A 25,125-nucleotide genomic window follows, 5' to 3' on the forward strand; every position below is an offset into this window, starting at 1 on the left:
GGCAAACTCCCTGTTCGACTTTTCCGGACCCTATCGCGCGAAACGTCGAAGCCGCAGGCTATTGGCCACCACCAGAACTGACGAGGCCGCCATCGCCGCGCCCGCGATCATCGGGTTGAGCAACCCGGCCGCCGCCAGCGGGATCGCCGCGATGTTGTAGCCGAACGCCCAGACCAGGTTCTGCCGGATGATCCGCAGCGTGCGTGCGGACAGCCGCAGCGCGGTCGGAACCGTGCCGAGATCACCACGCACCAGCGTCACATCCCCTGCCTCGATGGCGGCGTCGGTGCCGGTTCCCATCGCCATCCCGATATCGGCGGTGGCCAGCGCCACCGAGTCGTTGACACCGTCGCCGATCATGGCCACCCGCCGGCCCTGCGCCTGCAGCCGCGTGACCGCCTCGGCCTTGTCCGCGGGCAACACATTGGCGATGACGTTGGCCGGATCGATCCCCACCTCGCCGGCCACCATGCGCGCCACGGCCGCACCGTCGCCGGTGAGCAGCATCGGGGTGATGCCCATGGCCTTGAGCTCGGCCACCGCGGCTGCGCTGGTGGGCCGCACGGTATCGGTCAGGGTGATCGTCCCGCGCGCCCGACCGTCCCAGGAGACCTCGACGGCCGTCCCGGTTTCGTGCGCGGCGGCCGCCCGAGTGACCTCGACTCGCACGCCGTCGACCACCCCGGTCACACCGTGGCCGGGACGGCTGGCGAACTCGGTCACCCGGCCGATCTCAAGGCCGCCGGCCGCGGCTCCGGCGACGATCGCCGCGGCGATCGGGTGCTCGGACGCCGATTCGACGGCGGCGGCCCGGGACAGCACGGTGTTCGGGTCCTCACCGCGGGCAACTGCCAGACCGCCGACCGCCATGACGCCGGTGGTGACCGTGCCCGTCTTGTCCAGTACGACGGTGTCGATGTCCTTGACGGCCTCGAGAACCTGCGGGTTCTTGATCAGAATTCCGAGCTGCGCGCCGCGGCCGGTGCCGACCAGGATGGCGGTCGGCGTGGCCAGTCCCAGCGCACAGGGGCAGGCAATGATCAGCACGGCGACCGCCGCGGTAAACGCCGCCGCGACCGATGCACCGGTCAGCAGCCAGCCGGCCAGGGTGAGCGCTGCGATCCCCAGCACCGCAGGCACGAACACGGCCGAGACCCGATCGGCGAGCCGCTGCACCGATGCCTTGCCGGCCTGGGCGTCGGCGACCATTTTCGCCATCCGGGCCAGCTGGGTGTCGGCACCGACCTTGGTGGCGCGGACCAGCACCAGTCCGGTGGTGTTGAGCGAACCGCCCAGCACCGCGTCGCCGTCGGCGACGTCCACCGGCAACGATTCTCCGGTCATCGCCGAGGTGTCCAGCGCCGTGGCGCCGTCGATGACGACGCCGTCGGCGGCGACTCGCTCCCCCGGCCGGACCACGATGACGTCGCCCACCCGCAGGTCAGCGATCGGCACCCGGACCTCGGTCAGGACGCCCCCTTCTCGCCGCATGACCGCGGCGTCCTTGGCGCCGAGTTCCAGCAGCTCCCGCAACGCCGCGCCCGCCGAACGTTTGGCATGCGATTCGGCGTAGCGGCCGGCCAGCAGGAAGACCGTGACCACGGCCGCCACCTCGAAATACAGGTGGCCCGCGCCGGTGAAGACCGCAACCGCCGACCACAGGTAGGCCGCGAGAGTGCCCAGCGAGACCAACGTGTCCATCGTGGCGGCGCGGTGCGCGGCGGTACGCAGCGCGGCGCGGTGGAACGGATAACCACCCCACGCCACGATCGGGGTGGTCAACGCGAACGCCACCCATTGCCAGCCGTTGAACTGCCAGGCCATCACCATCGACAACGCCACCACGGGCACCGCCAGCAGTGCCGAGACGACCAACCGGGAGCGCAATTGCCCGGCGAGCATGTCGGCATGTTCGGAGCCGTGCTCAGCCTCATGCTCCTGGGCCGAGCCGGCCACGATGGCCTGATAGCCGGTGCTCTCTACGGCGCGTACCAGGTCCGTGGCCGAGACCTTCGGATCGTGTTCGACACGGGCCCGTTCGACCGCGAAGTTCACCGTGGCATGCACCCCGTCAAGCGCGTTCAAGCCGCGCTCCACCCGCGCCGCGCACGACGCACAAGTCATTCCCCGCAGTTCGAGGTCGGTGGTGATCACCCCGCCGACTATACCCCCACGGGGTATCTAGGAAGCCGGGGCTCGGCGGGCCCGGCGCAGACGCGCCGCGCCGACCACCACCAGTACCCCGGCGGCCGTCGCCAACATCCACGCCAGCAGCAGCATCCGGGGGTGGTAGGCCACCGAGGCGGTAGCCGGTTCGCCGTCGATGACCGGCGCGACCAACACCACATAGCGCACCTGCAGCCAGCTCATCGCGCAGCCCACCGCCGCGGCGGCGGCCAAGACCAGCTCGACCAGGGCCCGGAAAAGCGGGACGGTCCTCACCAGGCCGATCCGTCCTCGACGTCGGTTTCAGCAGGCCCACTGGGCGGGACCGTCTCGGGAATCAGCTCGCTGAGCTCGGCCCGAAGCCTGCGGTGATCACGCGCCCAGGCCTGCACCGTGCGCCGCCCGGCCAGCCTCAACCCGACGCCCACCCGGCGGCGGGGCACGCCGCTCAGCTCGCCCAGCGCTCGGGATTCCTGCCACTTCTGGGGTTCCTGCTTCCCCCAGCCGACAGGCCGCGGCGCTTCGGGGTAGATCGCCAGAATGTCGGCGATCCGGAGGGTTTCGGTGCCCTGCCGCAAGGTGTCTGCCGTCAGCTCGACGGAGGTGTGGATACGCGCCGCCTTCACCTGGATGGCGAGCATCGTAGAGACCAGTACCAACAGCACGGTGGGAACCAGGGGCTGAAAGCCGTAGCCGCCGGAGTTCTGGATCAGCACCAGCAGTCCCGCCGAGATCGGGCCGAACAACACCCAATACCAGCTGGCACCGCGCTCGAAGAACAGCGGTGCGGGTTGCGATTGGGGTTCAGACATGTCGGGTCAGCCTAACGCGGCCCCGAAGCGCACATCACCTGACTGCGGCCTCTGGTCAATTTTGGCGATTCTTAAGTTACGCGCAAGTAGGCAGGGCTAAATTTCTGCTTGCGTACATGTTTTACACAGGTTTCCGCAACTTGGAGATGGGCACCGGGATGATGCGCCGTAACAGCTCCGCAGCAAACCGCCACATGAGCGGCCAGGTAGCCGGCATTGCCGCGGCCGCGGGGGCGTTCCTGACCCTCGGACTGACGCCAATGGCCGCAGCACCCGCCGCCCAGGCCGACTTCGATGATGCGATCGAGGCAGCCTTCGCACCGTTCCTGGATGACACCACCAACACCTTCGACTGGGACGCGGTGCTCTCACCGTCGGCCTGGGACACCTTCCTCGCGCCCGCCCACTGGGACACCATCCTGGGAGAACTGGCCGGCTCCGCCCTAGCCGGCCCCGCTCTCGCCGACCCCAACACCCTGCTGCTGCAGTACTTCTACACCCCCATCCACGACGGCATCGAAGGCTGGATCAACAGCGACCTCGGCCGACAAGTCACCGACCTGATCAACAACCCCACCCTTTTGCTCACCGGACGCCCCCTGATCGGCGACGGCGCCGACGGCACGGCCGAACATCCCGATGGCGGCAACGGCGGCTGGCTCTTCGGGGACGGCGGAAACGGCTGGGCCAACACCGAATCCGGCGGCATGGGCGGCGCCGGCGGCAATGCCGGCATGTTCGGCGACGGCGGTACCGGAGGCAACGGCGCCGACGGCGGCCTCGGCGGCAACGGCGGAGACGGCGGCAACGGCGGCTGGCTGATGGGCAACGGCGGCACCGGTGGCAACGCCGGCGACGGCACCTACACCGGCCCCGGAGACCTCCCCGCCCTCGGCGGCGCCGGCGGCAACGCCAGCATGCTGCTCGGCACCCACGGCGACCACGGCCATTACGGCACCCTCGACGGCGCCCCGGCAGCCGTGGCCGGGATCAGCACCGCCGGCACATGGATCACCGACGCCGACGGTCGAGTCCTTGTTATGCACGGGTTCAACGAGGTCTACAAGATTGCGCCCTACGAGCCGTCGGCCGGCGGGTTCAGCGACGACGACGCGGCATTTCTAGCCGCCAACGGCTTCAACTCGGTACGGCTGGGCGTCATCTGGGCGGGAGTCGAACCAGAGCCCGGTGTTATCGACTACAACTATCTGGCCTCGATCGACCAGACCGTGCAGATCCTGGCCAACCACGGCATCGTCAGCATCATCGACTTCCATCAGGACGACTTCAGCCCCGTGTTCGGCGGCGAAGGCGCTCCGGAATGGGCCACCCAAACCGGCGGGTTGCCCAACCCCGACATCGGCTTCGGACTCAACTACCCACTCAACCCGGCACAGAATCACGCCTGGGATATGTTCTGGTCCAACGCCAAAGGGCCCGACGGCGTGGGTCTGTTGAACCATTACGCACGGATGTCGCAAGCCGTCGCGGACTATTTCAAGGACGACCCCAACATCGCCGGCTACGAGATCATCAACGAGCCGTGGGCCGGTTCCACTTGGCTGTCAACGATATTCGGCAATTCCTTCTACGAAGCTCAACAGCTGACCCCGTTCTACAACCAGGTCAGCGCGGCGATCCGGTCGGTCGACCCGACCACGCCATTGATCTTCGAGCCGAACACCCTTTTCAACCAGTCGGTGCCGACGCAGCTGGGTGAGGTGGACGACCCGCACGGTGTCTTCGCATTCCACGACTACTGCATGTTGAACGTCTTCGGCTCAGTCTTCATGCCGCTGTGTCCGGATTACATCGAACTGATTGCCAACAACGGCGAGGCGTACACGAGCAAGTACGGCGTCCCGGGGTTGATATCGGAATTCGGCTCCGCGAACGGCGCCGAGGAGATCTCCAACGTGATGAATGCCGCCGATCAGCGCATGTGGGGCTGGTCGCAGTGGGCCTACAACGGGGTGCCGGCCATTACCGGCACCGCCCCGGGCAACGCCCTGGTCTTCGACCCGAGCAAGCCGCCCGTCGGCGACAATGTGGATTGGTCCAGGCTGGAAGTTTCGTCGGCGCCCTACGCGCAGGCCGTTGCCGGCACCCCAACCTCCTGGTCGTTCAACGCCGGCACCTTCGAGCTCAGCTACTCCACCGAGATGGCTGGGGGCACAGGCCACTTCGCTGCGGGATCCCAGACCGAGATCTCGGTACCGCCCATCCAATACCCGGATGGGTATCAGGTCTCCGTCACCGGCGGGCACGTGGTCTCGGCCCCTGGCGCGCCGGTGCTGATCATCGCCTCGGACAGCGGCGCCACCACCGTGACCGTGACCGTGACCGGCGCCGCAGGCGGCCCGCCCGGCGCCGTGTGACCCACGACACAAATTGCCCGGGCTATGCTTAGCCCCATTGAGATCAACACCCGCAAGTTGGGCTACTTCGTGGCGGTAGCCGAAGAGCTGCACTTCAGCAAGGCAGCGGAACGCGTTCACCTGGCCCAGCAGGCCCTCAGCCGCCAAATCAAAGAACTCGAGAACCTGGTCGGCGCAAAGCTGTTGGAGCGAACCACCCGCAAGGTGACGTTGACGCCCGCGGGCGAAGCCTTCCTCGAGGGAGCGCGCACCGCACTCACCGCTCTCGACGAGGCGGCATCAGCCGCCCGACGGGCCGCGCGGGGGCTGGCCGGCACGCTGCGGCTGGGCTATGTCCCCGGCGCCGCCCTCGAACTGACACCGTTGATCCTGGCCGAGTTCGGGGAACGCCACCCCGCCGTCGTCGTTGAGATGCAAGAGTTTCCGGTCCACGACTCATCGGCCGGGCTGGCATCAGGCGCCACTGACGTGGCGTTCGTGCGCCTGCCGAAGGGCATACCCAATATCGAGACCGAGGTGTTGTTCGTCGACCCGGTCGTGGCGATGGTGGCGAGCTCGCACCACCTGGCCGGACGGGGTTCGGTGTACGCACGGGATCTCGTCAGTGACCCGATCACCAACGGAGACACCGTTGACGAGGCGTACCGCGCATTCTGGTGCCTGGAGGCGGCACGCGACGAGTCAACCAAGGCCCGCCACGTTCCCATCAACTCGATCACCGAGGAAGCACAACTGGTGGCGGCCGGAGCGGCTATCGCGGTCACCAGCGCAGTGGTCATGAACTTCATGCCACTCCCGGGCGTGCAATTCCTGGCGATCAACGACTGGCCCGGCTCGGCGATCGCACTTGGCTGGCACCGCGACGAACGCTCCCCGCTGGTCGCCCAGTTTCTCGAGGTCGCGCTCGCCGTGCGGGACCGGGAGCCCGAGCTCGTCCACACCATGGAGAGCAGGCCGACAACCGCCTGAATTCAGCACGCCGAAGTTGTCAATGGGGCAGCGGTTTGGTGTTTCAGTTCACGGCTGACGATTGCCAGGATTGACGCAGGGAATTATTAGAATTCCTGCTCAGGGTCACGGCTACCTGAGAAATTACGTCGCCAGGGGTTTAGTTAATGACTCGTCAGCGTTCCGCTACGCGAACTCATCGGTGGAGCCCAGGCCAAGCAGGCCGTCGCCTAGTCGGTTTGGGTGTCAGTGGGGGCGCGTTCCTGGCGTTCGGGCTGGCACCGCTTGTCGCCCCCGCGGCCCAGGCCGACTTCGATGGCGTGATCGAAGCGGCCATCTCCCCCTTCTTGGACGACACCACCAATAGCCTCGACTGGGACGCCGTGCTCTCCCCCACCGCCTGGGACACCTTCCTGGCCCCCGCGCACTGGGACGGCGTGCTGGCCGAATTGGGTGCCCTCGCGGTGCCCGGAACGGCCAGCTTCGATCAAGCAGACCTGGCCGACTGGGTCCAGCAGTACCTCTACACCCCGATGCACGCCGGTATGCAGGCCTGGATCACCAGCGACTTCGGCAAATCGGTCAACGATGTGATCAACACGGTGTTCGGCTCGCTGGTGATCGGCAACGGCGTCGACGGAACGGCAGCGATCCCCGACGGCACCGCGGGTGGATGGCTGTTCGGCGACGGCGGCGCAGGCTGGGACAGCACCGAAGCCGGCGTGGCCGGCGGTGATGGCGGCGCGGCCGGACTCTTCGGCACCGGAGGGACCGGCGGCGACGGCGGCACAGGCGCCATCGGCGGCCACGGCGGTGACGGCGGATGGTTGATCGGCATCGGCGGTGACGGTGGCGACGGCGGAGACAGCGGAGCCGGGGCCGGTGGCTATGGCGGTGACGGCGGTAGCGCGACCGGATGGTTCGGCACCGGCGGCGCCGGTGGCGACGGCGGCGACGGCGTCTACACCGGTGGCCGCGAACTGCCCGCCCTCGGCGGCGCCGGCGGCGCCGGCAGCATGCTGCTCGGAGCACACGGCGATCACGGTCACTTCGGCACCCTTGAGGGCGCGCCACCCGGCGGCGTCGCTGACCTCGGCACCACCGGCTCCTGGATCACCGACGGCGACGGACGGGTGGTCGTCCTGCACGGATTCGGCGAGGTCAACAAGCGGGCGCCGTTCTATCCCGCCGCCGACAACGAGGGGTTCAGCGATGCCGACGCGGCGCTGTTGGCCGCCAACGGCTTCAACGTGGTGCGGGTGGGCATCCTCTGGGAAGGCGTGGAGCCCCAGCCCGGCGTCATCGACTACGACTACCTCGCCGCCATCAACCAGACCATCCAGACACTGTCCAACCACGGCATCTACACCGTGCTCGACATGCACCAGGACCTCTACGCCGCCGGACTCGGCGGTCCCATGGGCTATGGCGACGGTGCACCGGATTGGGCCGTACAGACCGGCGGAATGCCCGATCCCGACACCGGCTGGCCATGGACATATGCGCTCAACCCCGCCGAGAACCACGTCTGGGATGCGTTCTGGAAGAACTCCGACGCACCCGACGGCATCGGCCTGCAGAACCACTACGCGCAGATGTGGCAAGCCGTTGCGCACTACTTCAAGGACGACGCGAACGTGGTCGGCTACGAGCTCATGAACGAACCGTGGGCGGGCTCGACGTGGCTGTCGACCTTCTTCGGCAATTCCTTCTTCGAAGGCCAGCAGCTGACCTCGTTCTACGACCAGGTGGCCTCGGCGATCCGATCCGTCGACTCGACCACCACGCTGTACGTCGAACCGAGCACGCTGTCGGGCAACCTGCCGATCCCGACCTACCTGGGCGAGGTGGACGACTCGAACGTCGTCTACGCATTCCACGACTACTGCACCATGACGGCCCTGTTCGGCACCGACTTCGGCTGCTCGCTGTGGGAGACGATCGTGCACGGCTACGCCGACGCCTACGCGTCGAAATACGATCTGCCGGTAGCGATCACCGAATTCGGCGCATCCACGAACACCGGCTCGATCACCGACACCATGACCGAGGCCAACCGCTATGGCTACAGCTGGATGTTCTGGGATTACACCTTGATCCGCTACCACGACCTGCACACCCCGATAACCGACGACACCGTCGACTACGCCACCTTGACCACGCTGGCCCAGCCCTACCCGCTGGCGGTGGCCGGCACCCCGGGAGCCTGGTCGTTCGCGGACGGCACGTTCAACTTCAGCTACTCCACCGAGATGGCCAGCGGTACAGGCAACTTCGCCGCCGGCACCCAAACCGAGATCTCGGTACCGACACTGCAATACCCCGACGGCTACCAGGTCAGCGTCACCGGCGGACACGTCGTCTCCGCGCCGGGCGCCGCTGTCCTCGTGATCGCCTCAGACAGCGGTGCGAGCACCATCACCGTCACAGTCACCCCTGCAAGCTAGGAGATACGCGCCACCATGACAGACCGCATGAGCGGCCGGGCCGTCGGATTTGCCACTGCCACAGGCGCGTTCCTGACCTTCGGGGTGGCGCCACTGGCCGCGGCGCCGGCAGCCCGGGCCGACTTCGACGACGCGATCGAAGCAGCCATCGCACCGTTCCTGGACACCACCACCAACACCCTCGACTGGGACGCGGTGCTCTCGCCGTCGGCCTGGGACACCTTCCTCGCTCCCACCCACTGGAACACCGTGTTCGGTGAACTCAGCCTCCCGGGCACGGCTGCGGGTCCGGCCGCCTACGACCCGGCTGACCTGACCGCATGGATCCAGCAATACATCTACACGCCGATCCACACCGGCATCGAAGCCTGGATACACAGTGATATCGGCCAGCAGGTCAACAACTTCATCAACGAGCCGTTCCTCGCCCTGACCGGGCGCGGCCTGATCGGCGATGGCGTCGACGGTGATCCTTTGCACGTCAATGGCACTGACGGCGGATGGCTGTTCGGCGACGGCGGCGCCGGCTGGGACAGCACCGTGGACCACACGCCCGGTGGCAACGGCGGACACGGCGGACTGTTCGGCATCGGTGGTGCCGGTGGCGACGGGGGCGCCGGTGCCTCCGGTGGTGCCGGCGGCGCGGGTGGGGTGGTGATGGGCATCGGCGGAGTCGGCGGCGACGGTGGTGACGGCGACCTCGGCTTCAATGGTGGGTCCGGCGGGGCGGGCGGCGCGGGCGGCGACGCCGCCGGCTGGTTGTTCGGCAGCGGCGGCCACGGCGGAAACGGCGGCGACGGCGCTGCCGGCGGGTCCGGCGTCGCGGGTGGTCACGGTGGTGACGGCGGCAGCGCCATCGGGCTGTTCAGCAGCGGCGGCCACGGCGGCGATGCCGGCGACGGCGTCTACAGCGGCCCACGCGATCTACCCGCGCTCGGCGGAGCCGGCGGCGGTGGTGGACTGCTCGGCGCCCACGGCGACCACGGCCATTTCGGCACCCTCGACGGCGCCCCGGCCGGAGGTCTGTCCGACATCACTACCGCCGGCAGCTGGCTGGTCGACAACGACGGACGAGTCGTCGTCCTGCACGGATTCGGCGAGGTGGTGAAAGACCCACCGTTCTACCCCGCCTCCGAGGGGTTCGGCGATGCCGACGCGGCCCTGCTGGCCGCCAACGGCTTCAACGTGGTGCGGCTCGGCATCATCTGGGCCGGCGTCGAGCCCGAACCCGGCGTCTACGACTACGAGTATCTGGACCTGATCAACCAGACCGCGCAGACGCTGTCCAACCACGGCATCCGCGTCGTCCTGGACATGCACCAGGACAACTACGGCACCACTTTCTGGGGCGACGGCGCACCGGCCTGGGCGGCACAGGACGGCGGCCTGCCCAACCCCCACACCCCGTTCCCGTTCCGCTACGTCATGAGTCCCGCGGAGAACTACGCCTGGGATGCGTTCTGGACCAACGCCGACGGGCCCGACGGTGTCGGACTGCAGAACCACTACGCGCTGATGTGGCAAGTCGTTGCGAATTATTTCAAAGACGACCCCAACGTGATCGGCTACGAGCTGATGAACGAGCCGTGGCCGGGCTCAACATGGTTGTCGACGATCTTCGGCGGCTCGTTCTTCGAAGGCCAGCAGCTGACCCCGTTCTACAACCAGCTGGCCGCAGCGGTCCGCTCGGTCGATCCGGCCACGCCGCTGTACATCGAACCCAGCGTGCTGTCCGGCAACCTGCCCATCCCGACCTACCTGGGCGAGGTGGACGATCCGCGCGTCGTCTTCGCGTTCCACGACTACTGCACCACAACGGCTTTCATGGACAGCAACTTCGGCTGCTCACTGTGGGAGACGATCGTGCACGGCAACGCCGACGACTACGCATCAAGATACGACCTACCGGTGGCGATCACCGAGTACGGCGGAACCACCAACGCCGGCTCGATCGCCGACACCCTCAATGCGGCAAACAGCTACGGCTACAACTGGATGTTCTGGGACTACACCATGCTCCGGTACTGGGATCTGAACCAGCCGATGACCGAAGACAACATCAACATGGACCTGCTGACGCAACTGTCCGAGCCGTATCCGCTTGCGGTGGGCGGCACCCCGGACTCCTGGTCGTTCGCGAACGGCACCTTCGAATTCAGCTACTCCACCGAGATGGCCAGCGGTGCAGGGCACTTCGCTGCCGGGACCCAGACCGAGATCTCGGTGCCGAACATCGTCTACCCCGACGGCTATCAGGTCAGCGTCATTGGCGGACACGTGGTCTCGGCCCCCGGCGCACCGGTGCTGATCATCGCCTCGGACAGCGGCGCCACCAGCGTCACCGTCACCGTCACGGCGGCGGGAGGCAGCGGGTAAGCCGCTACCGGATGAAGTAGGCCTGCGCCTCGGATCGGTGCAACAGGACCGTCCCCGCGGCGATCAGCACCGATCCGATAATGCCGGTGACAGCCACCACCAGCGCGACCGTCGGCCTCGCATCGGCGTGCCACAGCGCGCTGACCGCATTGACCACCGAGGCGATCCCGCCGCCGGTCAACACGGTGCGGGCCCAGCGATATCCGGAGCGCATCAACATCAGAAACGTCGCCACCACCACGATCACCACGATCGCCGTCAGCGCGACGATCGGGTAGGTGACCGCCGCCGCGGGAATCTCTGGAGCGGTCAGCAGGTTCGCCACGTATCCGCACGTCATCAACGGCAGGGCGGCCAGCCACAGCCAGAACGCGGTGTCGACGTCCGCGGGACGGTCAGGCGCAGCCGCGGCCGGGGGCCGCGGCCCGTCCGGCGAAGCCCTCACGCCAGCCAACCGGCTGCTTCGGCCGCCCAGTAACTCAGCACGATGTCTGCGCCGGCACGTCGGATACCGATGAGGGACTCCAGCGCCGCGGACCGTCCGTCGATCCAACCGTTGGCAGCGGCCGCCGCGATCATCGCGTACTCGCCCGAGACCTGGTAGGCGGCAACCGGAACCGAGGACACCGCGGCGGTCGCCGCGATCACGTCCAGGTAACCCATCGCGGGTTTGACCATCACGATGTCGGCACCCTCAGCGAGATCGAGGGCGACCTCGCGCAGCGCCTCGCGGGCGTTGCCGGGTTCCTGCTGATAGGTGCGACGATCCCCGGCCAGGGTCGAGGCGACCGCGTCACGGAACGGGCCGTAGAACGCCGAGGCGAATTTCGCCGCGTAGGCCAGGATCACCACATCGCTGTGCCCGGCGGCATCCAGACCGTCGCGGATCGCGGCCACCTGCCCGTCCATCATGCCGCTCGGACTCACCACATGAGCTCCCGAATCCGCTTGCGCAACGGCCAGTTCCACGTAGCACTTCAGGGTGGCGTCGTTGTCGACCCGGCCCCGCGCGTCGAGGACCCCGCAATGGCCGTGATCGGTGAACTCGTCCAGGCAGGTGTCGGCCATCAGCACCGTGGCATCACCGAGATCGGCAGCCAGGTCACGCAGCGCGGTGTTGAGCACGCCGTCGGGAGCAGCGCCGGCCGATCCCGTGCTGTCCTTGTCCGCCTCCAACGGAACCCCGAACAGCATCAGCCCGCCCACTCCGGCCGCCACCGCCTCGGCGGCCGCGGCGCGCAGCGAATCACGGGTGTGCTGATACACCCCGGGCATAGAAGCGATCGGCCTCGGCTCGTCGATGCCGTCGGCGACGAACATCGGCAACACCAGATGCCTGGGTTCCAGCGATGTTTGAGCCACCAGCCGGCGCATCGCCGGAGTGGAACGCAGCCGACGGGGACGCTCTCTCACGCGTTGACTCTGCGGTGAGGGTGGACGCTACTCGCACTTTTCCGCCGTGGACGCAGAGTCAACGCGAGCGGAGTCATCGCCTGCGGCTCTTCTTTCGCGGCGGAGGCAACGCACCCTCGGCCCGCAGCCGCGCGGCGTGCTCGGCCAGGGCGTCGACCAGCGGACCCACCGCCGCGGTCTCCGGCTGCACGTCCACCCGCAGCCCGAATTCTGCTGCCGTCTCCGCGGTCTTGGGGCCGATACAGGCCACCAGGGTCCGGGCGTGCGGCTTGCCGGCGATGCCGACCAGGTTGCGCACCGTCGAGCTCGAGGTGAAGCACACCGCGTCGAACCCGCCGGTCTTGATCATCTCCCGGATGGTCGCCGGCGGTGGAGCGGCCCGCACGGTGCGGTAGGCGGTGACATCCTCGATCTCCCAGCCCCGCTCGCGCAGCCCTTCGGCCAGCGTCTCGGTGGCAATGTCCGCGCGCGGCAACAGCACTCGGTTCACCGGGTCGAAAACGTCGTCGTAGGGCGGGAATTCGTCAAGCAGGCCCAGCGAGGACTGCTCGCCGGACGGCACCAGCTCGGGGCTGATCCCGAACGCCCGGACGCGCTCCGCGGTGGCCTCGCCGACGCAGGCGATCTTCACCCCGGAGAACGCGCGAGCGTCCAGACCGAACTCGGCGAACTTCTCCCACACGGCACGCACCGCATTGGTCGAGGTGAACACCACCCACTGGTAGCGGCCGTCCACCAAACCCTTGACGGCCCTTTCCATCTGGGCCGGGCTCCGCGGCGGCTCCACGGCGATGGTCGGAACCTCGATCGGCGAAGCACCGTGCCCGACCAGGCGGTCGCTCATCTCGCCGGCCTGATCCTTGGTGCGCGGCACCAGAACCGTCCAGCCATACAGCGCGCGGCTCTCCCACCAGTTCAGCTTGGCCCGGTTGCTCACCGTCTTGCCGATGGTCACCACCAGCGGACCGGCCGAGGTCTCCTGGCCGTTGGGCAGGATGACCGGGTCGATGCTCGCCAGTGCCGAAGCCTCGGTCAGGCCACCGAGGTTGGACTCGATCGACCGCTGCGCGCACGTGGTGCCCGAGGTGGTGACCACGCACGGCGTGCTGTCCGACAGGCCGTACTCGATCAGGGTGCGGGCCGCCTCCGGCAGGTGCGAGGTGGTGGCCTGCAAGATCAGCGGCCCCGGAGCGGCAGCCAGAGCGCCCCAGTCCACGTTCGGGTCACGGACATCGGCGACCGTGTGCGACGAGCCGAGCGGCAGACCGGCGTAGGTGGGCACCGCACTCGTGGCGGGCAGTCCCGGCACGATCTCGAACGCAACGTTGGTGCGAGCCACCGCGCTTACCTCGGTGATGACCGCGTCGATCGACAGCGGGTCACCGGCCACCAGCCGCACCACGTCGGAGCCCGAGCGCGCCTCGGCCGCCAGAATCTTGGCCACCTCGGCCGGCTCGCCCAGCGCCGGACGAATGTCGGGTCCGCCCGGAACGGTCGCGGCGGCCTCGTCGGCGCGAGCGTCATCGTCCGCGGCGGTGCCGTCGGCGTTGTTGGCCGCGTCGGCCGAGTCGTCACTGGCCTTGGGGGCCGTGGGGGCCGGGGGCACCGGACCGGCGATCGGAGGCAGGTCCGTGCCGACCAGCGCCAGCACCGCCTCAGGCACGTCGGGGTCGATGAACACCAGCGCGGCGTTCGTCAGCGCCGTCCGCGCCCGCGTCGTCAGCAGGCCCGGGTCGCCGGGACCCGATCCGACGAAGACAATGCGGCCCGGCTTGGGCTTCTGCCCTCGCACGCTCACTTGGCGAGCCATTCGTTACTCCCAGTCACTTCACCACGCACCGTTTCACCGTGCGTCCGACATCAGCTCGCGCGCACCCAACTCGAACAGTTCCGCCGCGACCGACACGCCCAGCTCCCGGGCTCGGTCCGGACTGCCGATGCCGGACGCGCGGATCACGTCGGATCCGTCCAGCGCCGCCACGCAACTGCGCAGCGACAGCTCTTCGAAGACCCGGCCGTCCTCATCGATGGACTCGACCACTTCGGCGATCGCGCCCACCGGTGCGGAACAACCCGCCTCCAGTTCGGCGAGCAGGGTCCGCTCGGCGGTAACCGCCAGGCGGGTGTCGGCGTCGTCCAACTCCGCCAGCAGCGCCGCCAGTGCGGTATCACCAGCGCGACACTCCACCGCCAGTGCCCCTTGAGCCGGAGCCGGCAACATCTGTACCGGTTCCAACGTCTCGGTGACGGCGTCGAGGCGTCCCAGCCGGGCCAGACCCGCCCGGGCTACCACGATGGCGTCGAGTTCGCCGCTGCTTACCCTGTTCAACCTGCTATCTAGGTTGCCTCGTAGGGGGCGAATTTCCAAACCGAGACCCAGTGCTCTAAGCTGTGCGGCCCGCCGCGGCGACGAAGTGCCCACCACCGCACCCGCCGGCAACTCCCCGAGCACCAATCCGTCACGCGCCACCAGCGCGTCCCGTGGATCCTCACGAGGCGGATTCGCCGCGAGTCGGAACCGGGAGTCGGCAGCGGTCGGCAGATCCTTGTGAGAGTGCACGGCGGCATCGACTCGGCCGTCGAGAATGGCCTCGCGCAGCGCAGCGGTGAACACACCCACCCCAATGTCGGCGATAGGCCCGGATGTGACATCCCCGGCGGTGCTGATCACGACCAGTTCAGCGGGGTGTCCAGCAGCCACCAAGGCATCACGAATGGTCCCGGCCTGGGTGGTGGCCAACAAGCTACCCCGGGTACCGATGCGGATTACTTCACCCAATGCGTCTACCCGGCCGACCCGGTTTCGGCGCCGACATCAAGCCCTCCTGGCACTACTGGCAGTTCACCGGCGGTCGCGACCGCGTCCACGGCGGTCGGATCGAGTTCAAACAGTTCACGCAACGCCTCGGCGTAGCTGTCCCCGCCGGGCGAGCTGGCCAGCTGCTTGACCCGCACCGTAGGGGCGTGCAGCAGCTTGTCGACGACGCGGCGCACCGTGCGCGCCACCTCCTCGCGCTGGGCGGTCTCCAGGTCCGGCAGCCGGTGATCCAGCCGCAGCAATTCCGCGGTGACCACGTCGGCGGCGCGCTGACGCAGCGCGGTCACGGTCGGGGTCACCTCGGCCATCCGTTGGCCGGCCAGATAGGTGGCGACCTCGCGGGCCACGATGCTGCGCGCGGCCTCGGTGTCGGAGGTGGCGACCTGTGCCGAGGGCTCCCGCTGGATCCGGTCCATGTCGATGACCCGCACCCCGGGCAGCCCGCTGACCGCGCCGTCGACGTCGCGTGGCATGCCCAGGTCGCAGATCACCAGCGGTTGGGTCGCCTCGTCACGGTCGCCCCCGGCCAGCGCGTGGTGCACGTCGGCCAGCGACACGACTGGGCTCACCGCTCCGGTGGAGGACACCACGATGTCGGCACTGATCAGGGTTGCGGCCATCCGGTCCAGGGCGACGGCGTCAGCCGTGACACCGCTCTCGCGGATCTTGCGGGCCAGTCGTTGAGCGCGCGGCAGCGAGCGGTTCACCACGTGGATGTGTTCGACGCCGGCACGCACCAGGTGGGCCGCAGACAACGCGCCCATCGATCCCGCGCCGATCACCACCGCGGTCCGTCCCTGCAGTGCGTCATCGCCAAACTGACAGCCAAACTGCTTGGCCGCGATACCCAGGGCGACCGAGACCACCGACGCGCCGGCGGCGTCGATTCCGGTTTCCGAATGCACCCGCTTGCCGACCGACAGCGCGCGCTGGGCCAATTCGTGCAGCACCCGGCCGACACTGCTGTTGGCCTCGGCGGAGGCATACGCGCGACGCACCTGGCCCAGCACCTGCTGTTCGCCGACGACCGCGGAGTCCAGGCCGCTGGCCACCGAGAACAGGTGCTCGACGGCCGCCTCGCTGTAGCGAACGTAGGCGTACTTGGTCAGGTCGGCCATCGACATGCCGGAGTGCTCGGAGAGCACCTGGCCGATCGCCGACAACCCGGCGTGGAAAGCGTCGACGACGGCGTAGACCTCAACCCGGTTGCAGGTCGACAGGATCATCGCCTCGGTGACGAGCGGCGACTCCAGCACCTGCTCGACGATCTTGACCTGATCGGATTCTGCGGTGCTGAGCTGCTCGAGTACTGAGACGGGGGCGCTGCGGTGCGAGACCCCGAAGAGCAGGACGCTCACGGCAATATCACCTGGTCCGCTCCTTGCTGTCACCCGTGAAGAAACTTCACTCCACGGTAGAGGCTAAAGCGCTGGCCTACCAAATTCGGCGGTTCAGCGAGGCTCGACGCAGGAGAGGCGAAGCTGGAACCGCCGTATGAGCGAGCGGTTCAGCGAGGCTCGACGCAGGAGAGGCGAAGCTGGAACCGCCTCAGGAAACCGCCAAATCAGCACGTAGGCGGGCCTCGTCGACCTCCCAGTAACTGTGCTCTCGTCCGTCGAGCAACACCACCGGCAACCGGTCGCCGAATTCCGCGCGCGGCGCGGTGTCACCGGCCGCCGCGGCGGCGTCGACGTCGACTGTGTGCAGGTCGAACGCGAGTTCGGCCGCCAGCCGGGCCAACTGCTCGTGTACCTGCACGCAGACCGGGCAGCCCTCCCGGGTGAGCAGCTGTACCTGGTGGCGGGTCATGGTTCCAGTGTTGCAGGGGTATCGGCGGCCTGCCGAGGCCACCGAGGTTCTCTGGATTGTCGCGCCGGTCGGGCCTGAATTGACTTACGGTGTGACCGGCCACAGGCCGGCAGCACCCTCACCCGCGGCGGACAAGAGCAAGCCATGAATTCCAGCGCTGTGTCGATCACGAACCTGCTGTACCGCTACGCGGAGCTGATGGATGCCGGCGACCTGGACGGCGCCGCGGCGCTGTTCACCCACGCCCAGATCAAAGCCGACCCCGAGGGCACGGTCGTCCTCGACAGCGCCGGGATCCTGCAGTTGTGGCGCGGGCTGGTCACCATCCATGCCGACGGCACGCCGCGCACCAAGCATGTGATCACCAACCCGATCCTCGACATCGACGAGGACGCGGGGACCGCGACATGCCGCTCCTACTACACGGTGCTGCAGCAGACCGACGCCGTCGCGCTCCAGGTGATCGCCGCGGGCCGCTATCACGACAGATTCGAGCGGGTCGACGGCATCTGGCGGTTCAGTTTCCGGGACTACTCGATGTTCGACCTCAAGGGTGATCTACGCGATCACCTGGGGGTCATCGGGCCGGTAGCCGGATAGGGTTGTGGACGGCCGGAGCACCGGCCCCACAGCCCAGCCGCGGAAGGAGTCGGGTGATGGCATCACCGGGCCCGGCCGAACGGGTAACCGCAGCCGACGTGACATCGCCGGCCACCGATGCCAGCGCAGAGCGAGCGCTGGTCGATGTGGCCGACACCGACACGCCCGCGCCCGTCGACCTGACCGCCGCCGCGTTCTTCGACGTCGACAACACCCTGGTCCAGGGCTCCTCGATGGTGCACTTCGGCCGGGGGCTGGCCGCCCGCAATTACTTCACCTATCGCGATGTCATCGGGTTCGTCTACGCCCAGGCCAAATTTCAGCTCACCGGCAAGGAGAACAGCGACGACGTCGCGGCCGGCCGGCGCAAAGCCCTGGCCTTCATCGAAGGTCGGCCGGTCTCGGAGCTGGTCGATCTGGGCGAGGAGATCTACGACGAGATCATCGCCGACAAGATCTGGCCCGGCACCCGCGAATTGGCCCAGATGCACCTCGACGCCGGCCAGCAGGTGTGGCTGGTCACCGCCACCCCTTACGAGCTGGCCGAGACCATCGCCCGCCGGCTCGGGCTGACCGGTGCGCTGGGCACCGTCGCCGAGTCCGTAGACGGGGTGTTCACCGGCCGGCTGGTCGGCGAGATCCTGCACGGGCCAGGCAAGGCCCACGCGGTGCGGTCCCTGGCGATCCGGGAGGGGCTGAACCTGCGGCGTTGCACGGCCTACTCCGACAGCTTCAACGACGTGCCGATGCTCTCGCTGGTCGGCACCGCGGTGGCGATCAACCCCGACGCCGCGTTGCGGGAGATGGCGCGCAAGCGTGGCTGGGAGATCCGTGACTTCCGTACCGCACGGCGGGCGGCGCGGATCGGGGTGCCGTCGGCGCTGGCACTGGGGGCCGTCGGCGGGGCCCTGGCTGCGGCCGTGGCGCACCGGAACGAGCGCGGCTGAGCTTGCGAAGCGCGCGAGGACCGGTCGACCGCATCAAGCACCGTGGCGCACCGGAACGAGCGCGGCTGAGCTGCTCGCTGATAAACTTCCGCCGCCGAACACCACGGCGAGCGGAGGGGTAAACCGGCATGTCAGTACACACCGAGTCGCAACGGATGGTCGGAGCGCACTACCGGTTCCCGGACTACTTCGAGGTCGGCCGGGAGAAGATCCGGGAGTTCGCCCGCTCCGTCAAAGATGACCATCCGGCCCACTTCGACGAGGCCGCGGCCACCAAAGCCGGGCATCCGGGACTGGTGGCTTCGCTGACGTTCCTGGCGGTCGCCGGCCGACAGGTGCAGCTGGAGATCTTCGACAAGTTCGACCTCCCGATCAACATCTCCCGGGTGTTGCACCGCGACCAGAAGTTCACCTTCCACCGGCCGATCGTGGCCGGTGACAAGTTGTTCTTCGACACCTACCTGGACTCGGTCATCGAATCGCACGGCACGGTTGTCAGTGAGGTCCGCAGCGAGGTCACCGACGAGAACGGCGAGCCGGTGGTGACCAGCGTGGTCACCATGCTCGGAGAGTCGGTCAACCAGGACGCCGACACCGAGGCCAAGACAATCGCCGCCCTCGAGGCCATGCGCGATCGGGCCCTGGGCAAGAAGTAGCCCGCTTTGCCCGCGAGGGTGCACAGTTGACCGCTCGGACGCGGTGTGTCGGGTACAGACACGCACGCTCGCAAAAGAGGGGACCCCAGCTCGCGCGAAAAGTCAGCCGAAGAACATGTTGCGACGACCGGCCAGCAGCCGGTACAGCGTCTGCTGAATGGTTTCGCGTACCTGGTCGGTCAGCTCGAAGGTGACCATCGGGTCGTCGGCGGCACCGGCTTCGTAGTCGGTGGTCGCAATCGGCTCTCCGAAGGCGATGTGCCACTTCGACGGCATCGGCACCAAACCCACGGGACCGGCCAACGGAAACAGCGGCGTGATCGGGAAATAGGGCACGCCGAGCAGCCGAGCCAACAGCTTGACGTCGGCGATCATCGGGTAGATCTCCTCGGAGCCGACGATCGAGCAGGGCACGATCGGCGCCTTGGTGCGCAGCGCCGCTGAGACGAAGCCCCCGCGGCCGAACCGCTGCAGCTTGTAGCGGTCCTTGAAGCGCTTGCCCAGGCCCTTGTAGCCCTCCGGGAACACCGCGGTCAGCTCGCCGGCCTCCAGCAGCCGGTTGGCGTCGGCGGTGCAAGCCATGGTGTGGCCGGCCTTGCGGGCGGTCGGACCGATCAGCGGCAGATCGAACACCAGGTCGGCGGCGAGCATCCGCAGGTTCCGATGGTCGGGGTGATGGTCGCGCACCGCCACCGAGAGCATCAGCGCATCCATCGGCAGCACTCCGGCGTGGTTGGCCACCACCAGCGCGGGCCCATCGACCGGCAGGTTCTCGATACCGCTGACCTCGACCCGGAACCAGTCGTTGAAGAACACCCGGAGCAACGGCAGCACGACGGCCTCGTTGAAGTGCGGGTCGAAGCCGAACTCGTCGACCTGGTAGTCGCCGGTGATCCGCTCCCGCAGGAACGCGGCGACCGCACCCACCCGGGTGGCGAATTCACTCGGCGTGGGGGCGGAGGCCCCGGTGGTCCCGCCGGTGCCGCGGCGCTCGCCGAGTTCGCGGACGACGGCGGCGACCTGCTTGGCCGAAGCCTGTTCGGCCGGGCCGGCCAGCGCCGACGGGTGTCGACGCAAGGAACTCGAATGCTTGTGCAGCGGAATTACTTTCGCTTTCGAATCCTCAGCCATGGCGTTACCCTCCCCGCACCCTGGTGAAGCTGATATCCCCCATGCGCTGCGCTGCGCTCACTGTTCGCCGCTCCACCGAACGGACCCACTTGGGATCGACGATCGGGTTCAGCCCCCGACCCCGCACGTAATCGTCGAATGCCTCGGCGGTGGTCCACTTGGCGCTGTACCCGAGTTCGGTTCGCATTCTAGTCGTGTCCATCACCCGGCCAAAGCTCAGATAATCCAGCTGCTCCCGGTTGATCTCGGTGTAGTTGTTGGCCCGGCGCAACGAATCCATGACCCACAGCCCAAGACCCGGCAGCGGCATCGGAACACGGCCTGACCTGCGGATCGCCTGCGACATCATGATGATCCCGTCGGCGCCGATGTTGAAGGTGCCGGCCTTGCTGGCCATGGTGGCCCGCTCCAAGGCGCCCAGCGCGTCCTGCTCGTGCAGCAGCTGCAGGCGCGCGTCTCGGCCCAGCACCATCGGAACCAGCGGGCCGGCGAGGTAGCGCGACAGCGCGGTGTCCATGGCCGGGCCGATCATGTTGGCCATCCGCAGGATCGTGACCGCGATGTCGGGCCGTCGCCGGCCCAGCCCGCGGGCATAGCCCTCGATGTCGATGCTGTCGCGGGGGAACCCCTGAGTCGGCGGACGGCGACTGGTGCTGTCCTCGGAGAACAACACCGGGTCACGCGAACACGACCCGTAGACCTCCGAGGTCGACTTGAGCACCACCCGCCGCACCGAAGGCGCCTTCTGGCAGGCGGCGAACAACTGCATCGCGCCCATCACGTTGAACTCTTTGAGCGCCGCCCCACCGCCGGACCGAGGGACGTACGACGCCGCCGCTGCGTGCACGACGGTGTCGACATCGCTGTTTCGAATCACCTTGGCGATAAAGGGATTACGGATGTCGGCGCGGACAAACTCAGCGCGCCCCATTCGGCGCAGCATGTCCTTGCTCGGCATGACCGCATCCACCGCGATCACCCGGTTGATCAACGGGTTCTGCGTGAGCCTTGCGGTGAGGAATCCACCCAGAAACCGGCACGCACCGGTGACCAACACAACCTTGGGGTAATGCCGGGCGTCACTTCGCGTGCCGTCGCTTGGGGGTCCGGCCTCGTCCACCCCGTCAGCCTAACGGCCAGGCCGGAAAAGCAATACCGGCGATCGGCTCGTTGTCGAGTGTGAAGCTAACGTCACACCCGGTGCGCGAGCGTGAAGCCAACTTCACGCTCGGCACGGCTCGGAGGGGCCTGGGCGGAGTTACTTACCGAGTTTTCTGCGCTGCACGCGGGTACGGCGAAGCAGCTTGCGGTGCTTCTTCTTCGACATGCGCTTGCGCCGCTTCTTGATGACTGAACCCATGAACTCCGCTATCTGCTTCTGCCCGCGCCGACGAATGGGCGCTGCTGAATTTGATCGACCCGGTTACTTTACCCGTAGGCAGGCACGGACCGGAAAACCGCACCTGGCCCGACCACCAAGGCCGCCAAGACAGCCGACCCCGGGCGTCGCCGTGCGGCGACGCCCGGGGGGCGCTTACCTGTCGACCGGCTCTTGTTAGCCCGCGTCGAAGAAGGAGGTCTCCAACAGGTCGTGCACCGCCTTGGCGTGCACCCGGAAAGACCGTCCCACCCGTACCGCGGGCAGCTCGCCGTTGTGCACCAGGCGGTACACCGTCATCTTGCTGACCCGCATCAACGCGGCCACCTCGGCCACGGTGAGAAATTGTGTCGTGTCACGCGCCGAAGGCCCGTTCGCAGACGTCATCGTTACCCATTTCAATCAGGCACGTGCAGTCTCAGCGGCTTCCCCTCCGCTGCGCCCACACGCACAGACATAGAGGAGAATAGCGGGACGGATGGGGTTCCTGCGACTACTGAGAGCCAATATGTGAAAAATAAGTGAATTACTCTGGTGTCATTCTTAGCTGCTCAGAGCGTGTTTTTGCGGCCTGGACCGCCCGATCGATCGAGGTCCGCAGGCCACCGGCCTCCAATTCCCGCAGTGCGGCCGCGGTGGTCCCCCCGGGCGAAGTCACCATCGCTCTCAGGTGGGTCGGGGCGGTGTCGATGCCCGCGTTCGCCGCCCCCTCGCCCTCGCCGCGCTCCTCCAGCAGCATCTGCGCCGAACCGGCCATCGTCTGCACCGCCAAGTCGGTGGCCGCCTGCCGGCTCAGTCCGGCCGCAACCCCGGCATCCACCAGCGCCTCGACCACCAAGAAGAAGTAGGCCGGCCCAGAGCCCGATACCGCGGTCACCGCGTCCATTTGCTCTTCGGGAACGATCGCCACCGTCCCGACGCACTCGAACAACGCGGCGACCTCGCTGACCTGTGCATTGCTGGGGAACCGGCCCTTCGCCAGCGCGCTGGCGCCGGCGCCGACCTTGACCGGGGTGTTGGGCATGACGCGCACCACGGCAGCGCCGGCCGGGAGCTTGGACTCCACGTACCCGGTGGTGAGACCGGCCACGATCGTGACCAGCACCTGCTCGGCACTGTCCCCGGAGGCAGCGGTAACGCTCCTGGCGAACTCCTCGACCACCGCATCCACATCCTGTGGCTTCACCGCGACGATCACCACGGAGGCGTTTTCCATCGCGTCGGCGACCGAGGTCACCAGGACCGAGTACTTCTCCGACAGCTGCCGGGCCCGCTCGCCATACCGCTCGGCGACCACCAGGTCCTTGACCGGGCGACCGGCAGCCAGCAGCCCCGCAAGCAACGCTTCGCCCATGTTGCCGCCACCGATGATCGCGATTCTGGTCATGGCGACAGCATTTCAGACCCGGCGCACGACTGCGGTGAAGCCCAGTCCACAGGCGGGTCGCCCGCTAGCGCACCGGGCGATCGCAAGCGCGGCGGAGCCGGGCGCAGCGGGTCGCCCGCTAGCGCACCGGCACCATCGCCAGCTGGCGGGTCTGCACCACGATTCGGCCCTCGCAGTCGACGACGGTGTGGTCCTCGTCGAACCAGTCCTGACCGATCTGCACGCAGCTGCAGATCACCCGCAGCCAGCCGTCGGCCGGGACGGCCCGCAGGTAGGCGGTGAGCTGCACGGTGGGCGCCCAGCCGTTGCGATTGACGGCGAAGGTCACCGGCGCCGACACATCGCCGCACAGCAGCGCGAACAACACGTCGGGGGCGGCGTCTTTGGGCCGCACCCACATCTCGATCACCGGCGGGCCGCCATCCGAGCGCGGGCCGAGTGTGGTCAGCGCCGGCCGAATATCGCAGCCATGTGCCAGGTGCACGATGTGTTCCATCGGATGCCCCGGACCGATCGGTTCCAGGCCGGGCGGAGGCTCCGGCGTCATCAACGGCACCACCGGGTTGAACGACAGCAGTGGCGGTGCCTGGTGCTCCGGCTCACTGAGGGTGATGACCGCGCGCACCGCGGTGCGTTCGCCCTGGTTGAGTTCGACGTCGACGAGGCTGACCCGGCGGCCACGCTTGCGGATCGTGGTCACCAGCTGCATCGGGCCGGGGTCGGGTGCCCACAGGTAGCTGGCCGACACCGCGACCGGCTGGATCTCCGCCGCCGCGTCGCCGGCGACGGCGGTACGGGCGGCGTTGGCGCACAACGCCAGCATTGCGCCGCCGTGCACCTTCGGACCGATGGTCCAGTGCTCATTGAGCTCACCGGTGAACGACGCGACATCGTCACTGTCGTCGGGGCCGTCGATGCGCACCAGGGCCATGGCATCGGTGAACAACGTGGATGAGGTCACGCGAGGACTCCTTGTGTCTCAGCGATCGACATGGACGGGCGATCAGCGCAGCAGATGCGTCCGGGCGAACTGCAGCGACTCGGTCAGCAGCGCCTCACGCTCGTGCGGCGAACGCGCCTGCGAGGTGGTCACTTCCAGCACCACGTGACCGGTGAAGTCACTGGCGGCCAGCAGCTGACACACCTCAGCGGTGGGCTGGTCGCCGCGGCCGGGCACCAGATGCTCATCGGCCGGCAGCCCGGTTCCGTCACACAGGTGCAGGTGCGTCAGCCCCGAGCCCATCCGGCGGGCCATCTCCAAGCCGTCGGCGCCGGCGGTCGCGGTGTGCGACAGGTCCAGCGTGTAGTGCGCGTGGTTGCCGTCGAGGGGATCGTGGGACGGCGCGAACGCCGAAATCCCCGCTCCCGGACCGCCTCCGCGGCGACGCATCCGCTCGCGGGACTGATCGGCGCCGAAGAATCGGTCGGCACGGAAGGGGAACATGTTCTCCACCGCCACCGCCACATCGCTGGTGGCCTCCAAGTGGGCGACTTGATCGCTGAAGCCCTCGGCATAGCGCCGCTGCCAGCGAAACGGCGGATGCACGACAACGGTTTGGGCATCGAGCTGCTCCGCCGTTCGAACGCTGCGTTCCAGTTTGGATATCGGGTTGGAGCCCCACACTCGTTGTGAGATCAACAGACACGGAGCGTGCACCGAGAGCACCGGCACCCGGTATTTGCGCGACAGCCGCCGGACGGCCCCGACGTCCTGGCTGACCGACTCCCCCCACACCATCAGTTCGACGCCGTCGTAGCCGAGCCGGGCCGCGTATTCGAAGGCAGCCTCGGCCCGCAGTGGGTAGACCGAAGCCGTCGACAATCCGACCTTGATGGCAGGGCGCACGAAGTAATAGTGA

23 protein-coding genes are annotated in these 25,125 nt (G+C 67.9%); 7 read left to right on the forward strand and 16 right to left on the reverse strand.

Annotation, left to right across the window (positions count from 1 at the left end; all coding sequences use genetic code 11):
* Positions 1-30: 30 nt before the first annotated feature.
* The 3 genes from ACJH71_RS02385 to ACJH71_RS02395 form a co-directional block, all read right to left on the reverse strand.
* Positions 31-2,124, reverse strand: a complete 2,094-nt coding sequence (locus tag ACJH71_RS02385) for a heavy metal translocating P-type ATPase (protein ID WP_406756579.1) — start codon at positions 2,122-2,124, stop codon at positions 31-33.
* A gap of 57 nt (positions 2,125-2,181) precedes the next feature.
* On the reverse strand, positions 2,182-2,370 hold the full coding sequence (locus ACJH71_RS02390) for a hypothetical protein (protein WP_406756580.1): 189 nt from the start codon (positions 2,368-2,370) through the stop codon (positions 2,182-2,184).
* Positions 2,371-2,438: 68 nt separating this feature from the next.
* A complete protein-coding gene (locus ACJH71_RS02395) occupies positions 2,439-2,978 on the reverse strand; it encodes a hypothetical protein (protein ID WP_406756417.1) in 540 nt (179 codons plus the stop codon).
* A 194-nt stretch (positions 2,979-3,172) separates the two neighbouring features.
* Between ACJH71_RS02395 and ACJH71_RS02400 the strand changes: the two genes are divergently transcribed.
* The 4 genes from ACJH71_RS02400 (at position 3,173) to ACJH71_RS02415 (ending at position 11,127) form a co-directional block, all read left to right on the forward strand.
* Positions 3,173-5,356 carry a cellulase family glycosylhydrolase gene (locus ACJH71_RS02400; protein WP_406756418.1) on the forward strand — a complete coding sequence of 728 codons (2,184 nt, stop codon included), beginning with the start codon at positions 3,173-3,175 and terminating at the stop codon, positions 5,354-5,356.
* Between the two features lie 24 nt (positions 5,357-5,380).
* Positions 5,381-6,325, forward strand: coding sequence for a LysR family transcriptional regulator (locus ACJH71_RS02405; protein ID WP_406756419.1), 945 nt, complete (start codon positions 5,381-5,383; stop codon positions 6,323-6,325).
* Positions 6,326-6,543: 218 nt separating this feature from the next.
* Positions 6,544-8,751: a cellulase family glycosylhydrolase gene (locus ACJH71_RS02410; protein WP_406756420.1), complete on the forward strand. Its 2,208-nt coding sequence runs from the start codon at positions 6,544-6,546 to the stop codon at positions 8,749-8,751.
* A gap of 15 nt (positions 8,752-8,766) precedes the next feature.
* The gene (locus ACJH71_RS02415) at positions 8,767-11,127 is read left to right on the forward strand and encodes a cellulase family glycosylhydrolase (RefSeq protein WP_406756421.1); all 2,361 of its coding nucleotides are present in this window, start codon (positions 8,767-8,769) and stop codon (positions 11,125-11,127) included.
* Positions 11,128-11,131: 4 nt separating this feature from the next.
* Here ACJH71_RS02415 and ACJH71_RS02420 read toward each other — a convergent pair whose 3' ends face one another.
* From ACJH71_RS02420 to ACJH71_RS02445, 6 genes are all read right to left on the reverse strand, one after another.
* Positions 11,132-11,572: a hypothetical protein gene (locus ACJH71_RS02420; RefSeq protein ID WP_406756422.1), complete on the reverse strand. Its 441-nt coding sequence runs from the start codon at positions 11,570-11,572 to the stop codon at positions 11,132-11,134.
* Positions 11,569-12,540 carry a porphobilinogen synthase gene (gene hemB / locus ACJH71_RS02425; RefSeq protein ID WP_406756423.1) on the reverse strand — a complete coding sequence of 324 codons (972 nt, stop codon included), beginning with the start codon at positions 12,538-12,540 and terminating at the stop codon, positions 11,569-11,571. Before hemB ends, ACJH71_RS02420 begins: the two co-directional genes overlap by 4 nt.
* A 73-nt stretch (positions 12,541-12,613) precedes the next feature.
* Positions 12,614-14,350 (reverse strand): uroporphyrinogen-III synthase, encoded by a 1,737-nt coding sequence (locus ACJH71_RS02430; RefSeq protein WP_406756424.1) that lies wholly within the window; start codon positions 14,348-14,350, stop codon positions 12,614-12,616.
* 33 nt (positions 14,351-14,383) lie between these two features.
* Positions 14,384-15,319 carry a hydroxymethylbilane synthase gene (gene hemC / locus ACJH71_RS02435; protein ID WP_406756425.1) on the reverse strand — a complete coding sequence of 312 codons (936 nt, stop codon included), beginning with the start codon at positions 15,317-15,319 and terminating at the stop codon, positions 14,384-14,386.
* Between the two features lie 5 nt (positions 15,320-15,324).
* A complete protein-coding gene (locus ACJH71_RS02440; protein WP_406756426.1) occupies positions 15,325-16,716 on the reverse strand; it encodes a glutamyl-tRNA reductase in 1,392 nt (463 codons plus the stop codon).
* Between the two features lie 190 nt (positions 16,717-16,906).
* Positions 16,907-17,167 (reverse strand): glutaredoxin family protein, encoded by a 261-nt coding sequence (locus ACJH71_RS02445; RefSeq protein WP_406756427.1) that lies wholly within the window; start codon positions 17,165-17,167, stop codon positions 16,907-16,909.
* A gap of 144 nt (positions 17,168-17,311) precedes the next feature.
* On the opposite strand from ACJH71_RS02445, the gene ACJH71_RS02450 reads away from it, so the two are divergent.
* The 3 genes from ACJH71_RS02450 to ACJH71_RS02460 all read left to right on the forward strand — a co-directional run bounded on the left by ACJH71_RS02450 (position 17,312) and on the right by ACJH71_RS02460 (position 19,370).
* Positions 17,312-17,767, forward strand: coding sequence for a nuclear transport factor 2 family protein (locus ACJH71_RS02450; protein WP_406756428.1), 456 nt, complete (start codon positions 17,312-17,314; stop codon positions 17,765-17,767).
* Positions 17,768-17,823: 56 nt separating this feature from the next.
* Positions 17,824-18,714, forward strand: a complete 891-nt coding sequence (locus ACJH71_RS02455; RefSeq protein WP_406756429.1) for an HAD family hydrolase — start codon at positions 17,824-17,826, stop codon at positions 18,712-18,714.
* A gap of 128 nt (positions 18,715-18,842) precedes the next feature.
* Positions 18,843-19,370 (forward strand): MaoC family dehydratase N-terminal domain-containing protein, encoded by a 528-nt coding sequence (locus ACJH71_RS02460; protein ID WP_406756430.1) that lies wholly within the window; start codon positions 18,843-18,845, stop codon positions 19,368-19,370.
* Positions 19,371-19,472: 102 nt separating this feature from the next.
* Here the strand turns inward: ACJH71_RS02460 and ACJH71_RS02465 are convergent, their stop codons facing one another.
* The 7 genes from ACJH71_RS02465 to ACJH71_RS02495 all read right to left on the reverse strand — a co-directional run bounded on the left by ACJH71_RS02465 (position 19,473) and on the right by ACJH71_RS02495 (position 25,112).
* Positions 19,473-20,501: a lysophospholipid acyltransferase family protein gene (locus ACJH71_RS02465; protein ID WP_406756431.1), complete on the reverse strand. Its 1,029-nt coding sequence runs from the start codon at positions 20,499-20,501 to the stop codon at positions 19,473-19,475.
* Positions 20,502-20,505: 4 nt separating this feature from the next.
* Complete coding sequence (locus tag ACJH71_RS02470) at positions 20,506-21,621, reverse strand: SDR family oxidoreductase (protein WP_406756432.1); 1,116 nt, start codon at positions 21,619-21,621, stop codon at positions 20,506-20,508.
* Positions 21,622-21,759: 138 nt separating this feature from the next.
* Positions 21,760-21,861 (reverse strand): 30S ribosomal protein bS22, encoded by a 102-nt coding sequence (locus ACJH71_RS02475; RefSeq protein ID WP_003402602.1) that lies wholly within the window; start codon positions 21,859-21,861, stop codon positions 21,760-21,762.
* Between the two features lie 195 nt (positions 21,862-22,056).
* Positions 22,057-22,266 carry a helix-turn-helix domain-containing protein gene (locus ACJH71_RS02480; protein WP_024442553.1) on the reverse strand — a complete coding sequence of 70 codons (210 nt, stop codon included), beginning with the start codon at positions 22,264-22,266 and terminating at the stop codon, positions 22,057-22,059.
* Between the two features lie 139 nt (positions 22,267-22,405).
* On the reverse strand, positions 22,406-23,266 hold the full coding sequence (gene proC, locus ACJH71_RS02485; protein WP_406756433.1) for a pyrroline-5-carboxylate reductase: 861 nt from the start codon (positions 23,264-23,266) through the stop codon (positions 22,406-22,408).
* A gap of 118 nt (positions 23,267-23,384) precedes the next feature.
* Positions 23,385-24,227, reverse strand: coding sequence for a thioesterase family protein (locus tag ACJH71_RS02490; protein WP_406756434.1), 843 nt, complete (start codon positions 24,225-24,227; stop codon positions 23,385-23,387).
* A 42-nt stretch (positions 24,228-24,269) separates the two neighbouring features.
* Positions 24,270-25,112 (reverse strand): sugar phosphate isomerase/epimerase family protein, encoded by an 843-nt coding sequence (locus tag ACJH71_RS02495; RefSeq protein ID WP_406756435.1) that lies wholly within the window; start codon positions 25,110-25,112, stop codon positions 24,270-24,272.
* Positions 25,113-25,125 lie beyond the last annotated feature (13 nt).

Source organism: Mycobacterium sp. SMC-15, assembly GCF_045310925.1.
Lineage (GTDB): Bacteria > Actinomycetota > Actinomycetes > Mycobacteriales > Mycobacteriaceae > Mycobacterium.

Excerpts from the sequence above, each read along its gene's own strand:
- ACJH71_RS02475 (WP_003402602.1), bottom strand. The coding sequence starts at position 21,861 with ATGGGTTCAGTCATCAAGAAGCGGCGCAAGCGCATGTCGAAGAAGAAG.
- ACJH71_RS02450 (WP_406756428.1), top strand. The coding sequence starts at position 17,312 with ATGAATTCCAGCGCTGTGTCGATCACGAACCTGCTGTACCGCTACGCG.
- ACJH71_RS02480 (WP_024442553.1), bottom strand. The coding sequence starts at position 22,266 with ATGACGTCTGCGAACGGGCCTTCGGCGCGTGACACGACACAATTTCTC.
- ACJH71_RS02445 (WP_406756427.1), bottom strand. The coding sequence starts at position 17,167 with ATGACCCGCCACCAGGTACAGCTGCTCACCCGGGAGGGCTGCCCGGTC.
- ACJH71_RS02395 (WP_406756417.1), bottom strand. The coding sequence starts at position 2,978 with ATGTCTGAACCCCAATCGCAACCCGCACCGCTGTTCTTCGAGCGCGGT.
- ACJH71_RS02430 (WP_406756424.1), bottom strand. The coding sequence starts at position 14,350 with ATGGCTCGCCAAGTGAGCGTGCGAGGGCAGAAGCCCAAGCCGGGCCGC.
- ACJH71_RS02385 (WP_406756579.1), bottom strand. The coding sequence starts at position 2,124 with ATGACTTGTGCGTCGTGCGCGGCGCGGGTGGAGCGCGGCTTGAACGCG.
- ACJH71_RS02460 (WP_406756430.1), top strand. The coding sequence starts at position 18,843 with ATGTCAGTACACACCGAGTCGCAACGGATGGTCGGAGCGCACTACCGG.
- ACJH71_RS02455 (WP_406756429.1), top strand. The coding sequence starts at position 17,824 with ATGGCATCACCGGGCCCGGCCGAACGGGTAACCGCAGCCGACGTGACA.
- proC (WP_406756433.1), bottom strand. The coding sequence starts at position 23,266 with ATGACCAGAATCGCGATCATCGGTGGCGGCAACATGGGCGAAGCGTTG.
- ACJH71_RS02465 (WP_406756431.1), bottom strand. The coding sequence starts at position 20,501 with ATGGCTGAGGATTCGAAAGCGAAAGTAATTCCGCTGCACAAGCATTCG.
- ACJH71_RS02400 (WP_406756418.1), top strand. The coding sequence starts at position 3,173 with ATGAGCGGCCAGGTAGCCGGCATTGCCGCGGCCGCGGGGGCGTTCCTG.
- ACJH71_RS02405 (WP_406756419.1), top strand. The coding sequence starts at position 5,381 with ATGCTTAGCCCCATTGAGATCAACACCCGCAAGTTGGGCTACTTCGTG.
- ACJH71_RS02415 (WP_406756421.1), top strand. The coding sequence starts at position 8,767 with ATGACAGACCGCATGAGCGGCCGGGCCGTCGGATTTGCCACTGCCACA.
- ACJH71_RS02390 (WP_406756580.1), bottom strand. The coding sequence starts at position 2,370 with ATGAGCTGGCTGCAGGTGCGCTATGTGGTGTTGGTCGCGCCGGTCATC.